The organism is Glutamicibacter sp. BSL13, assembly GCF_052928425.1.
Window position 1 is genome coordinate 25589 of the sequence record NZ_JAVGCZ010000007.1, and the last position, 12730, is coordinate 38318.

A 12730-nucleotide genomic window follows, 5' to 3' on the forward strand; every position below is an offset into this window, starting at 1 on the left:
CCCGTGTGCGTCCTGCTGTCACCAAGACGGCAGGACGCACCGCGTTGCGGCATGAACGCAGATTGATGCCGCAGGAGTCCCTGCGTTGATGCGCCAAACTTGGGCCAAACCTGGGGCGCTGGGGAGCGGGGATGGGCTGGCAACGCAGGATCTGCGGCTGACGTCCAGGGCTTTGCCCCGGAGCATAAGATGCCCGTCCTGCCGGTGAACCTGCACCTGCTCCAGGTTTTGCACCACGAAATCAGCATCGGAGAGCTCTTGGGCAGCGTGGGAGGTCGCGACGGCCAGTACCGTGGCTCCGGCCGCCCTTCCGGCGTGAATGCCGGCCGGGGCATCTTCGATCACCAGCGCTTGTGAGGGATCTACCCCTAGCCGCTGTGCCGCCAACAGGTACCCCTGCCGATCCGGTTTGCCCTGCGACACGTCTTCGGCGCTGATGAAAACTTGCGGGGACGGCAACCCTGCTGCCGTCAAACGGGCACGCATGAGCTGCGCGCCACCCGAGGTGACCACGCCCCAACGCTGCGCAACGAGACCTTGAAGCATGCTTGAAACTCCCGGCAGCGCCACAACACCGTCCAGGTCAGCAAGCTCCACCTCCAGCAGTACGGCACACGCCTTGTCGACCTGATCCGCCGGCAGCAGCATGGAGACCACATCCTCGGTACGCCGACCGTGGCTCTGGGTGAGGATACGGGCCGCATCAAACCCATAGCGCTCAGCCCACGTCCGCCAGGTCCGTTCGACCGCGGGAGTCGAATCCACCAACGTTCCGTCAATATCGAACAGTAAGGCCTTTGCGCGCAGTTCCATTCCTCCAGCCTACTGACCCCGCACTGCCCCCTGAGCGGTGCCCAGCTGCAGAATAGATTCAGCCGCCATGCTGCTACGGTCTTTTGCCCACCATGGACGGTCAGAACGCCGCTTGCCCGCTGGTTCCGTTGGTGCCGGTGGTTGACCGCGACCCGTCTTTCCCGTTGCGTCAGTCAGTACGCGTCTGTCGAGGCGGGCCGCTGAAGTCTTGCCCGATGAGCCCACAACCTCTTTCCTCCCCATGAAGGAAGCCGGATGCTGAGGATCTATGGTGCTAGAGGCTCAAGAACGCACCGAGCTGGGAGAGGTTGGGAATCGAGGTTGGCAGGTAGTCGGTCAGCCGCGGGGAACGCACAATCACCGCCCGCCATTGGCCGCGGGAGATCGCGACGTTGATCCGGTTGCGGTTGAGTAGAAAGTCGATGCCGCGGGCCGCGTCCTCGGCGCTGGAACAGGCCATGGAGACCAGCACCACCGGGGCCTCCTGGCCCTGGAACTTGTCTACGGTGCCCACCCGGACATCGGCGTAGCCGTTGTCCTGCAGCAACTGCTGCAACAGGTTCACCTGCGCGTTGTAGGCGGCCACCACCAGGATGTCGTGCTGTTCCAGGGGCCGCGGCGCCGATTGCGGGCCGTCGGCCCATTCCAGCCCCAGATGCTCATCCACCAGCCGCAGGATCTCGTGGGCCTCCTCCACGCTGCTGGTGGTGTTGCCGCGGTGCTCAACGAAACGGGTTTCCACCCCGGCCCCGGGCCCGGCCAGGTGCCGTTGCCCGGCGGCCGGGGCCGCCTGCAGCTGTCCGTCGTAGCTGAGCCGGGACACCTTCTCACACAGCTGTGGGTGCATGCGCCACGAGGCGTCCAGGAAGTAGCCCAGCTCGGCGGGCAGGATCGGCTGCCCGTCCGAAAGCCAGCCCAGCGCCGAAATGTCCACCGGCTGCGGGTGGGAGCCCTGCGTGACCTGCGGCAGCTGCTGCGGATCCCCGAGCAGCAGCAGGTTGCGGGCCGCCACGGAGACCGCCAGCGTGTTCGCCAGCGAATACTGTCCGGCTTCGTCGATCACCAGCAGGTCCAGGGCCCCGGGCGCCACCTGCTTGCCGGTCATGGTCCAGGCGGTCCCGCCGACCAGGCAGCCGCCCTCCTGCTCAAGCAGTTCGGCGACGGCGTTGGCCCCGGTATGCTGCCAGGGAACCTCCTTGCCGTGGTTGGGCTTCTTGCCCACCTGGTCCGCCGGAACCCCTGCCTGCACCGCCTTGTTCAGCACGTTTTCGATGACAGCGTGGGACTGGGCAACGACCCCGATCTTCCAGCCGTGCTCCACCAGCTCGCGGATCACGTGGGAGGCCACGAAGGTCTTGCCGGTCCCCGGAGGGCCCTGCACCGCCAGGTAGGAGTTGTCCAGGTCCAATAGCGCGGCCACCACAGCCGGATAGACCTGGGCCGAACCGTCAACGACCTCCGGCGGCGGGGGAGCGGTGTAGCTCTTCAGCCGCGGAGGGCGGCGGCGCAGGATGTCCAGCCCGGCGGTGTCCGGCAGCGCCGGGACCATGGCGCCGACCTGGTTCGCGACCTGCGCCAGGGCCTGTTCAATGCTGGCGGTGCGCAGCGGCTGGTCCGGGGTCAACGCGACCGGTACCGCCCCATATTCGGGGACCCGGGTGGTGGACTTTTCCTGGATCACCAGGTGGTCCTCGCCGACCTCCAGCACGGTGGCGTTGAACGCACCGCCGCGCACGGACTCATCAACCTCCATGCCCTCGGGCAGTGGATCGCCGAACATGGCGAAGAAGCCGGTGCCTTCGGAAACCAGGGACCCCTCGGCCAAGGTCCCGTAGACCTTGGAGTGCCGCGCCAGGGTGCGTGAACGCGGGGTTGGCTTGTGCCAGTCCTGCAGCACCTGTACCGAATCGACGGTGAATACGCCCCGCGTATCGGACCAGTCCTCCATGGGCGCGGCGAGCCGGTCGAAGTGCTCCCACCAGAACTGCTTGCGTTCCCGGCGGTGGTAACCGGTGGCTGCGGCCACCATGGCAATTGCCCGGTCATCTGCGCTCAACGCCTGCCCAGCCGGCAGCCCGGCGATGTAGCGCTGCAGCCGTTCCTCCTCTGCGGTGGGTTCCGCCGTCGAGTCCGGCAGCTGCTCTTGGGCCAGTGGCGCGGGGGCCTGGACCGGGCTGGCGGGAACCAGCCCGAGCAGCCAGTCGCGCAGCCGCAGGGTGGACAGGCAGTCATACTCGTTGTAGTCGGCGATGGACTCAAGCACCTGACGGGCCTCGGCCGCGCGCCCGGCATCCCGGGCCTGCATATAGTGTGCATAGGCGACCACCGAGGCCCCGGCATCCACCACGTCCCCGGAGCGCAGGTGCTCGCCCATGTAGAGCGGTTCAAGCTTCTTGATGGAGTAGGAACGCGTGGAGAGCACCAGTGAGTTGCGTACCGTTTCATACAGGTCCACCAGCAGCCCCTCGCGCAGCCACTGGTCGATGGCTTCCTCCCCGGTCACGTGCATCTGGGACAGGTTGCGCAGCGCCGACTTCTCATACGGGGCGTAATGGTAAATGCGCATGTGGGGGAAGCGTTCACGCCGGGCGGTGACGTAGTCGATGAACTGCAGGAACGCGGTGCGCTCCTCGCCGCGGTTGTGCGCCCAGAAGGGGCGGAACACCGGGGTGCCGGTGTCGTTTTCCACTACCCCGAACAGGTACTCCAGTCCCCAGCTGCCGTCGGCAGGCTCCTGGTACATGGGATCGCCCTCGAAATCGAAGAAGATGTCTCCCGGATCAGGCGCCGGCAGCCGGTTGATGGTCTGTGTTTCCTTGACCCGGTAGGACACCGCGCCAACCTGCCCGTCGGGTTCGGCCAACCCCAGCTGCATGCGGGCCTGGTCGACGTAGCGGCCCAGCGCGGTGCCGGGGGCCGCCTCCACCTCGGCCAGCTGATGGATGCTGTGAATTCCGCGACGGCGCAGCTTGGCCCGCTGGGTCATGGACATGTTCGCCACCTGCAGCACATCCCCGGTAGCGCTGACCTGCTCGGCACAGAAATCGCAGCGCCCACACACCTTGATGGCATCCGAATCCCAGAGCACCGGGTCCCCGGACTGGCGGTGACGTTCGGTCAAGGCCAGGAATTTGCGCCGTTGGGCCCGGAACACCGGCAGGATTTCGGTGATCCGGTGCACCGAATGGGTGCCGTCGCCCAGCACCAGGGTTGCCTGCGGGCTGAGCGGGATGCCCTCGGTCTGCAGCTGGTCGGCGTAGGCTCCGAGCTGCAGCAACGCGCTGACCCGGGCGTGCCGGGCCAGTTTGGTGTCCCACACCGCCCAGGCCCCGTCGGGTTGGCGGACCAGGAAATCGGCGAACCCCACAAAGGAGCCGTCATAGAAGGTGGCCTGGTAGACCACGTCCGCGCCGTTGCGCAACACTTCGAGGGTCTGTTCGTGGGCGGCCAACAATCCCTCATGGGTCATCACCGGACGACCCGGGAAGGATTTCACGCCCCGGTGGGCCGCCGCATCGTAGGGCCCGTACTTCTCCTCCAGCTCGGCCAGGATCCGCCGTTCGTGTACGTCGCCGAGCTCCGCGCTGCGTTCGAGCATCTCATCGGGGGCAAAGTGCGGCTTCGGACGCAGCCCCAGCTTGATGTCCAGCAGGTACAGCGACTGGTACTCGCACCCTACGGCGATGGCCAGGTCGCTGGCCGAGTAGATGAAACGGTCCTGGAGGAAGAACACGGGGACAGGTGCCTTTCGTTGACCTGGAAGTTACCCTGTCAACCTAGCACCGGTCCCCGACGTTTGTGGTGTGCCGGATCCTGCGTTCGGGCACTGGCCCGCTGCTACTTGGCCCGGCGCCCGCCGAAGATCAGCGAGGCGGCGGCCACTGCCGCACTGACGGTGTTGACCGCGGTCCACGGGCCCATGTTCTTGGCCAGCGGATGCGAACCGCCGAACGCCCCCAGATAGGCGGCGGTCAGGGTAACGGCCCGTGCGGTGCCGGCATCCTTCTTCCAGATCAGGAACGCGCCGGTGCCGGCGGCCGCCAGCACGGCTCCGCCCAGGGCGCGGTTGCGGGTGCTGCGGGCGGTGGCGAACCCTCCGGTCAGGCCGCCGACGGCCAAAGCGGTTGAGACGATACGCGACATGGGTGCTCCTTGCGTCGGGGTGGTTGGTACTGATGCCATCCTATGCCGAGCCCCTCCGGTTCCCGGGCGCTCGCCGCACGGTCCGGTAACGCGAGACCCGGCACGGGAGGACGGAAATCCGGGCGACGGGCCCGGTGTTGCGTAAGCTCGACTGCAGGCGCGCCGCCCGACGCGCCAATCAAAAGCTGAAAGGTGCGGTGTGGGAGAAACGCTCAACGCGATGTGGCAGCGGCTAAGCCTGCAGCATGAACTGCAGCTCAGCCCTTGGCAATGGGTGTTGCTGGGCGCACTGGTGGCGCTGCTGGTGCTGCCGCGACCCGCCTGGCGGCTGACCGGGATGTACTCCACGCTGGTTCACGAGCTCGGGCACGTGGTGCTAGCGCTATTCACCGGCCGCTTTGTCACCGGGCTGCGCCTGGGCTGGGACCACTCCGGGGAGGTGGTCAGCCGGGGGCGCGGCAAGGCCTCGGTGATCATCTCGGGCGTTGCCGGCTACCCGGCTCCGCTGTGGTGTTCGGCGGGACTGCTGGCCGCAACGGCGGCCGGCTACCCCGGACTGGCCCTGGGGGCCTACGCGATCCTCTTCTGCCTGGCCCTGGTTTTCGTGCGCAACCTCGCGGCCCTGCTGGTGTGCGTAGCCAGCGCGGCGCTGGCGTTGGGCATCGTGTTCTTCGCGCCGGTGGACATGTTCGTCTATGTGGCCCTGCTTTTGGCAGGGTTCCTGCTGGTCGCCGGGGCCCGGGACTGTCTAAAGCTGTTGGCCGTGCACACCTGGCGCCGGCAGGATGTGCGCCAATCCGACGCCTATCTGATCGGGACGTCCACCGGAACGTTCTCGGGGATTTGGCTGCTGGTGATCCTGACGCTTGCCGGGAGCGGACTGTGGCTAGCGGTGCGCAGTCTCATCCTGCTGATCTGAGGCGGCGGCCGGATCGGCGGAGGCCTCGTGCTTCCTGATGAGATGCCGCATTCCCAGCCAGGCGGCGGTGGCGGCCCCGGCCGCGAAAATCAGCCGATGGTGCGACTTGTGCTGCGGAAGCATGGAACCGTCCACGCTCTCCAACGGGTCCCCGCCGTGCTGGATCCGAATCTGCTGGGCGTGGACCAGGTCGCGGAAATTGCTCAGTTCCCGGCGGGCAAAGAGCGTGTCATCGCGCACCGGGTACTGCAGTTCTTCATCGGCGGCCACCCCCTTGCGCAACTGCGACAGGCGGGAGAACTCGACGTCCACGACCGCGCCCATCAGCAGGGCAATGTTGATGATCCAGCAGGCCACCACCAGGATGATTACACCGCCAATGGCGCCGTAGGTGGCCGAATAGGAAGCAAAGTTGGCGATATAGAAGGAAAAGCCGCCCACCGACAACCCCAGCACCACCAGGGCGCTGATGGTGCCGGTGGAGAACCATTTAAAGGGGCGCTTCACGTTCGGGGTGAAGTAGTACAGCAGTGCCAGGACCAACAGCGCCATGACAAACATGGTCGGTGGTTTGAGCCAGTTCAGCACGGTGGCGAATTGGTCTCCCAGCCCCACCACGTTGCCTATGCCGCGGGCGACTGGCCCGGAGGTGACCAACAGTGCGAAGGAGACCACCATGACAATCATGATCAGGATGGTGATGCCCAGCATCTGGGGACGGCGTTTCCACTGAGGACGGCCTTCTTGCACCTTGTACAGGCGGTTCATGGCGCGGCTGAAGGCGTTGACGTAGCCGGAGGTACTCCACAGGGCGCCGGCGATGCCCAGGAAAATGGTGAGGCTGGTGCCCGAGGTTTCGGCCGCCAGACCGGTCAGCAGCTGCTCGGCCATGTCCATGACCTGTTGGGCGTCTTCGCCCAGGTGCTCATGGCCCTGCGGGTTCAGCGCCTGGTGCAGGATCTCCAGGATCGCCTCGGTCGCTCCCTGGCTGGCACCCACCAGTGCGAGCAGAGAAACCAGGGCCAGGACCCCGGGAAAGAGCGCCAGCACCATGAAATACGAAAGGGATGCCGCCGAGTCCAACCCGTTGTTGCGGAAGAACTCCCGCACCGCCCGGGAAAATGCCTGCAGGACTTCCGGTGCCTTGCGTGGGCTGGCACTACTGGTCATGGATGTCCTCTCGGCTCGTTTGGCTCACCAAGGGCAACGGGCACCCTGATCAGTCCCACCCTACCCAAACTGGTCGGAAGCGCCCTGCTCAGAGCGGTCATGGCTACCGGATGACGAATGCGATTTGAGAAGCTGATCGCGTCGGTCATCTAGTGGGTTCTGGATGGTTCAAAGGCTCTGTCGGATCGCCCTCCGTTGCCTCATTGAGCTCGCCGGGAGCGTGCGGCAGCTTCCCAGCAAGGGAACAGCTAATACCACATTTTGTAGCACGCATCACCCCAAATTCGCTTCCATCCAAATAACGTTTTGGTTCCAAAATTCGGCGCTCCGGGGTGTCTCGAAGAACTTTTTTTGAAAATTTTTTAATGGGGTTGACTGCAACAAACGCCGATTCTGGAAGGAACCTGAGTTGCCAAGGGGGTCAGGGTGTGGGCTATCGTCATGGATAACGTTTCGATAACACTCGCAGTGTTATGGGAAAAAGCAAAACGCCGCCGGAACTTCCGTGTGCCCATTCGGTAGGCGTTTCAGTAATGTCGAAATGCGACGCTGGGCGCAGCGCCAGGATGGCTTGGACAGCCTACGCGTGGGAAGAGCACTGGAGAACCATGATCCAGCAGAAGAGCAAGAAGACCATCCGTCGCGGCACCGCCGCTCTGGCAGCAGTCGCCGTTGCAGGTGGCGCCATGGCCGTAGCAGCAGTTCCGGCCTCCGCAGCCAGCACCTGGGACGCCCTGGCTCAGTGCGAATCGAGCGGTAACTGGTCGACCAACACCGGTAACGGCTACTACGGTGGCCTGCAGTTCTCGGATTCCACCTGGAAGGCCTACGGCGGCAAGGGCTCGGCAGCCAACGCTTCGAAGGCTGAGCAGATCCGCGTTGCCACCAAGGTCCAGCAGGGCCAGGGCTGGGGCGCATGGCCCGCATGCTCGGCCAAGCTAGGTCTGAGCGGGAAGCCGACCGGCACCCCGAAGGCTCAGACCAAGAAGGCTGCTCCGCAGCAGAGCACCCAGAAGACCACTGCCAAGAAGTACACCACTCAGAAGGCTGCCCCGAAGAAGCAGACCACCCTGAAGTCGGTGGAGCGCACCGCAGTGAAGACTCAGTCCGGCAAGCACGTCGCACCGGTTGCCAAGGCTCCGGTATACAACGTGAAGGCCACCGACTCGGGCAAGAACTACACCGTCAAGGCTGGCGACACCCTGTTCAAGATCGCCCAGGACCTGGGTCTGGACGACTGGCGTTCGCTGTTCTCGGTGAACAGCGACAAGCTGTCCAACCCGGACCTGATCTTCGTGGGTCAGACCCTGAACGTGCCGACCAAGTAATCACCTACCTGGTCTTCAGCCCCGGACACTGCCGCATGCGGCAATGTCCGGGGCTGAACACGTTAAAGAGGTACGCACCTTAACGGTAGGCAGAGCGGAGAATGCCTTCGAGCGTGAACTGACTGACTGCCCAACCACTGCATGGCGCACGCCACGCCGTCGATGTTCCCCACAGGCAACACAGCACTCATCCGCGCGCTGCCCACTGAAGACACGAGCAGAGGCAAGAGTCACCTTTTGCAAGTCGGCTAGACACTATCGAAGCCACGCGTTGCCGGAGCTTTCCCTATGGCGCGACGTAATACCCGTGCTGGTGGTTCACGGTAAGTCCACGCGAACACTGTGCACCTGCTGTCCGACCTGGGCATGATGGTTCCATGTCGCGCAGCACTCAATTGGTCCCCGGTTCCGCTGGTGCGGCGTTGCCGCCTTTGAATGCACCGTTTCTTGCGCATGGTTTGCTGCCTTCTGACGTGCACAGCGCGCCGCCGGGCCCGCGTCGTTGGTGGGCCGGGCCCCTGGATGTGGAGGGGCTGGCCCTGGCTGCGGTCCAATTATGCGTGCAGGCCCTTGAGTGCTGTGGCGCTGGCGCGCACCGGCTGACGACGCCAGCGCACCGGGTGGCGCAGGCCTTCAACTCCTTCGGGCTGCTTCGTGTCGATTCCCAGCCCATCCCGGGTTTTGCGCCTCATTCCGGGTTCTTTCGCTGCGCCGAGGGATGGATCAGGACGCATGCCAACTACCCGCACCACGAGCAGGCCCTGCTGCGCGGGTTGGGGCTGGGGGCGGATGGCAATGTGGAGCAGTCTCTGCGGGAACTGACGGCGCTAGAGGCCGAGCAAAAAATTGTGAATGCCGGGGGAGTGGCCGCCACCGTAAGAACACGCAACGAGTGGAATGCCATGATCGAGCGCGGCAGTCCGAGCACGCCGGACTGGGTCGAGTTCGATATGGCGTCTGGGGGCCCAACGCGATCATGGCAGCCCGGGCCCACCGCCGACGCCCCTCTGCGCGGCCTTCGCGTACTGGATTTCACCCGGGTGCTAGCTGGCCCTACGGCTGCCCGCACGCTAGCCGTGTTTGGGGCCAGTGTCTTGCGGATTGACCCGCCTCAGCTGCCTGAAATCATCGGACAGCACATCGAGACCGGCTTCGGGAAGCGAAGCGCCACGGTGGATGCCGGCAGCCGCGCGGGACGAAGGCAGCTGGAGGACCTTTTAACCAAGGCGGACGCTGTTCTGCTCGGCTACCGCCCAGGGGCCCTGGAGCGCCATGGGCTATCCGTTCAGGGCCTACGGGAACGTTTCCCGCACTTGGTACTCGTGACCCTCGATGCCTGGGGAGATGCGAACCCCTGGTTCGGGCGACGCGGTTTTGACAGCATCGTTCAGGCTGCCACCGGGATTGCAGAACTTTATCGAGCGCCGGATGGTGCGCCCGGCGCCCTGCCCGTGCAGGCTCTGGACTACGCCACCGGGTACGGCATGGCGGCAGCGGCCATCGCCCTGCTTACAGAACGCACTCGCAGCGGAAAGTGCGGGGTGGCCCATTTCGCGCTGGCACGCACCGCCAGGGAACTCATTGACGCCCCGGTGCCGCAGGTTAAGGCGGAGCGGCTGCCGGACGCGCCACTGCGGTCGATGCCGAGCCCGTATGGAACCCTGACCTACGTGCCACCTCCTTTTAATAGGAGGCACCGCACCGTTGACTATCCCGGGCCTCCACCGGCCTACGGCGCGGACGAACCGGTGTGGGACACCCGGGAACCTTCGTAGGTCTAAATGATGAGCCCCCTGGCATAGTCGTCGGCGCTGTGGGCAAAGCGCCGCGATAACTTGAGGAATCGCTCCCGGCTGGTGCTGCCCGGCCAGGTCCCCGGCAACATGTAGGCCGGCAGCCCGGGATCCAGGTAGGGAATGGCACGCCAGGCATCGATGAGCCGGACATAGTGGCGGTAGGCCAGGGCGTCGGTGAGCTCACGTTCCTGGTCCATGGTCGAGACGGTCTGCAGGAAGTCCTCGTGTCGCCGTGACAGCCGCTCCAGGTCCCACCACTGCTCGGCGGCAGTGCGCGCTGAGCCGGGAAAGTCGGGCGTGTGGGCGCGGAACACCGTGACGTGGTTCCTGGCTTGCAGGGCCTGAACCACGGCCGAGACCTCATCGTGCAGGTATTCGGGAAAGATCCATACCCCAGCCGTTACCTGTCCGCCGCCGAGCTGGCCGAAGTGCTTGCGCAGTTGGTGACGCAGGGGGCGCAGGGATTCGGGCACGGAGTAGGTCAAGAGGGTCCACCCATCATGGGCGCTCATCTGCCGGGGGGTGAAGATGCGCCGGTTGCCGCGGGCAAACATGGCTTGGGCCGGTGAGGTGACGTGGATGGCCCCGTCACCGCTGGTGCCCAGCAGCCCCCGATCCACCAGTCGAGACAGGGCGGTTTGGGCCGCCGGTTGGCTTACGCCGGCGGCAACTGCCAGCTCCAGCACGGTGGCGCGAGCTATCGGGGCCTCGTGATGGCGCAGGTACAGGCCGGCGATGGTGCGGATGATGGAGGTCGCGCTGCCGCTGCGGGATTCAAAGTCGTCCAGCGTGAACGCGGCCAGTGCGTTAGCTGGCGCCAATTTCGGTGCGCACCGCGAAGAGCTCGGGGAAGAAGGTCAGGTCCAGGGCCCGCTTCAGGAAGCCAACCCCGGATGATCCACCGGTTCCGGTCTTGAAGCCGATGGTGCGCTGTACGACCCGCATATGGCGGAAGCGCCAAGCCTGGAAGTTGTCCTCCACGTCCACCAGGTCCTCGCAGGCCTGATAGAGGCTCCACAAGGTGTCCTCGGATTCATAAATGTCCTTGAAGACCGGGATCAACCCTTGCTGGAATTCCCAGGCCTTGGTCACGTCGCGGTGCAGGACTTCTGCCGGAATGGCGTACCCCTTGCGCGAGAGCGCGGCCAGGAACACATCGTAGAGCGTCGGCTCATGCAGCAGCTGCTCCAGCAACTGGTGCGCCTTGGGGTCGGCCTCATGCACCTTGAGCATTCCCGCGTGCTTATTGCCCAGGATGAACTCCACCGCACGGTACTGGAAGGACTGGAAGCCGGAGGAGGAGCCAAGGAACCCGCGGAACTGGGCGTATTCACGCGGAGTCAGGGTAGCGAGTACCGACCACTGCTCGGTGAGGGTCTTTTGGATGTGCTTCACGCGGGCCAGGCACTTCAGCGCCTTGCCGATCTCGTCCTGGGTCAGCAGGCGCCGGGCCTCCATCAGCTCGTGCAGCATCAGCTTCAGCCACAGTTCGCTGGTCTGATGCTGGATGATGAACAGCATCTCGTCATGATGCTGGGGCTGGCTCACCGGATGCTGGGCGGAGAGGATCCGTTCCAGATCCAAGTAGCTGCCGTAGGACATTGTGTTGTGGAAGTCGGTGTGCACTCCCGGTTCAATGTCGCGCTGATTGGTGCCCTGCTGCTCAGTAGTCATACCCCAAACTGTATCAATATCATGGCGACCGTCACAATGGTGAAACCGTGAACGGATGGCGACTGCATGAGGGGCATCTCCTTGAGTCCACGGGAATGTTTTTGCAGACGAGGGTGTTTTGTATGCAAACGCATGAACTACGGGAGGGTATGAGATGAGCGAATCGATTGTTGTGATTTCCGGGGGACTGGGCACCCCCTCCAGCTCCGGACTGCTGGGCCGCCAGCTGGCGGACGCCGTTGCCCGCGAACTGGCCGTCACCGGCGTGCAGGGTGATATCAACGTCATCGAGTTGCGCGACTTCGCTACGGACATCACCAACAACCTGCTCACCGGCTTCGCCCCGCCCCGACTGCAGCAGGCCATCGACTCGGTGGTGGGCGCCGACGTGCTGATCGCCGTCTCCCCGGTTTTCACCGCCTCGGTCTCGGGCCTGTTCAAGTCCTTCATTGATGTGCTGGACCCGAAGTCGCTGGAAGGCAAGCCGGTCGTGCTGGCCGCGACCGCCGGCAGCGCCCGCCACCAGCTGGCCATCGACTACGCGATGCGCCCGATCTTCTCCTATCTGCGCACCCATATCCTGCCCACCACCGTCTTCGCCTCCTCGGAGGACTGGGGTGCGGACCAGGGGTCGGGAACGCTGGCCGAACGCGAACAGCGCGTGGCCCGCGAAGTGGTGGCCACCCTGGCCGGCAGCAAGGGGCTGAGCGCGGACCTGGATCTGGGAGATACCCGCTCGATTGCGCCCCGGGTCAGCGAGAACGCCTCGTCCCGTGACGAGATGACGTCGCTGCCCTTCGAACAGCTGCTGGAACAGGTTCGTTCGGGCATCAACTCCTAAAGGAACATCGGCTTTCCCGGCCCGCCCTGGCGGGCCGGGAATCTAA

General features: G+C 64.9%; 10 protein-coding genes. 4 read left to right on the plus strand and 6 right to left on the minus strand.

Annotated features, from left to right (window positions below; translation table 11 throughout):
* Positions 1-18 precede the first annotated feature (18 nt).
* From RCJ92_RS02250 to RCJ92_RS02260, 3 genes are all read right to left on the minus strand, one after another.
* Positions 19-813 (minus strand): HAD family hydrolase, encoded by a 795-nt coding sequence (locus RCJ92_RS02250; RefSeq protein WP_446753643.1) that lies wholly within the window; start codon positions 811-813, stop codon positions 19-21.
* Positions 814-1087: 274 nt separating this feature from the next.
* Positions 1088-4546 (minus strand): TM0106 family RecB-like putative nuclease, encoded by a 3459-nt coding sequence (locus RCJ92_RS02255; RefSeq protein WP_446753644.1) that lies wholly within the window; start codon positions 4544-4546, stop codon positions 1088-1090.
* Between the two features lie 104 nt (positions 4547-4650).
* Complete coding sequence (locus RCJ92_RS02260; protein WP_138173466.1) at positions 4651-4956, minus strand: hypothetical protein; 306 nt, start codon at positions 4954-4956, stop codon at positions 4651-4653.
* Between the two features lie 199 nt (positions 4957-5155).
* Between RCJ92_RS02260 and RCJ92_RS02265 the strand changes: the two genes are divergently transcribed.
* Complete coding sequence (locus RCJ92_RS02265) at positions 5156-5875, plus strand: M50 family metallopeptidase (RefSeq protein ID WP_446753645.1); 720 nt, start codon at positions 5156-5158, stop codon at positions 5873-5875.
* Here the strand turns inward: RCJ92_RS02265 and RCJ92_RS02270 are convergent.
* Entirely contained in the window at positions 5843-7045 is a 1203-nt protein-coding gene (locus RCJ92_RS02270) for a YihY/virulence factor BrkB family protein (RefSeq protein ID WP_446753646.1), read from the minus strand. The genes RCJ92_RS02265 and RCJ92_RS02270 overlap by 33 nt on opposite strands.
* A gap of 608 nt (positions 7046-7653) precedes the next feature.
* Between RCJ92_RS02270 and RCJ92_RS02275 the strand changes: the two genes are divergently transcribed.
* Together RCJ92_RS02275 and RCJ92_RS02280 are read left to right on the plus strand one after the other, a co-directional pair.
* Positions 7654-8373, plus strand: a complete 720-nt coding sequence (locus RCJ92_RS02275) for a transglycosylase family protein (RefSeq protein ID WP_138173472.1) — start codon at positions 7654-7656, stop codon at positions 8371-8373.
* Between the two features lie 377 nt (positions 8374-8750).
* On the plus strand, positions 8751-10148 hold the full coding sequence (locus RCJ92_RS02280; protein WP_446753647.1) for a CoA transferase: 1398 nt from the start codon (positions 8751-8753) through the stop codon (positions 10146-10148).
* 2 nt (positions 10149-10150) lie between these two features.
* On the opposite strand, the gene RCJ92_RS02285 is transcribed toward RCJ92_RS02280, so the two are convergent.
* Together RCJ92_RS02285 and kynA are read right to left on the minus strand one after the other, a co-directional pair.
* Complete coding sequence (locus tag RCJ92_RS02285) at positions 10151-10990, minus strand: PaaX family transcriptional regulator (RefSeq protein ID WP_446753648.1); 840 nt, start codon at positions 10988-10990, stop codon at positions 10151-10153.
* Positions 10977-11843 carry a tryptophan 2,3-dioxygenase gene (gene kynA / locus RCJ92_RS02290; protein WP_054820982.1) on the minus strand — a complete coding sequence of 289 codons (867 nt, stop codon included), beginning with the start codon at positions 11841-11843 and terminating at the stop codon, positions 10977-10979. Before kynA ends, RCJ92_RS02285 begins: the two co-directional genes overlap by 14 nt.
* A gap of 154 nt (positions 11844-11997) precedes the next feature.
* Between kynA and RCJ92_RS02295 the strand changes: the two genes are divergently transcribed.
* Complete coding sequence (locus RCJ92_RS02295; protein WP_138173478.1) at positions 11998-12684, plus strand: CE1759 family FMN reductase; 687 nt, start codon at positions 11998-12000, stop codon at positions 12682-12684.
* The last annotated feature ends 46 nt before the right edge of the window (positions 12685-12730 follow it).

Excerpts from the sequence above, each read along its gene's own strand:
- RCJ92_RS02295 (WP_138173478.1), top strand. The coding sequence starts at position 11,998 with ATGAGCGAATCGATTGTTGTGATTTCCGGGGGACTGGGCACCCCCTCC.
- RCJ92_RS02260 (WP_138173466.1), bottom strand. The coding sequence starts at position 4,956 with ATGTCGCGTATCGTCTCAACCGCTTTGGCCGTCGGCGGCCTGACCGGA.
- RCJ92_RS02250 (WP_446753643.1), bottom strand. The coding sequence starts at position 813 with ATGGAACTGCGCGCAAAGGCCTTACTGTTCGATATTGACGGAACGTTG.
- RCJ92_RS02275 (WP_138173472.1), top strand. The coding sequence starts at position 7,654 with ATGATCCAGCAGAAGAGCAAGAAGACCATCCGTCGCGGCACCGCCGCT.
- RCJ92_RS02270 (WP_446753646.1), bottom strand. The coding sequence starts at position 7,045 with ATGACCAGTAGTGCCAGCCCACGCAAGGCACCGGAAGTCCTGCAGGCA.
- kynA (WP_054820982.1), bottom strand. The coding sequence starts at position 11,843 with ATGACTACTGAGCAGCAGGGCACCAATCAGCGCGACATTGAACCGGGA.
- RCJ92_RS02280 (WP_446753647.1), top strand. The coding sequence starts at position 8,751 with ATGTCGCGCAGCACTCAATTGGTCCCCGGTTCCGCTGGTGCGGCGTTG.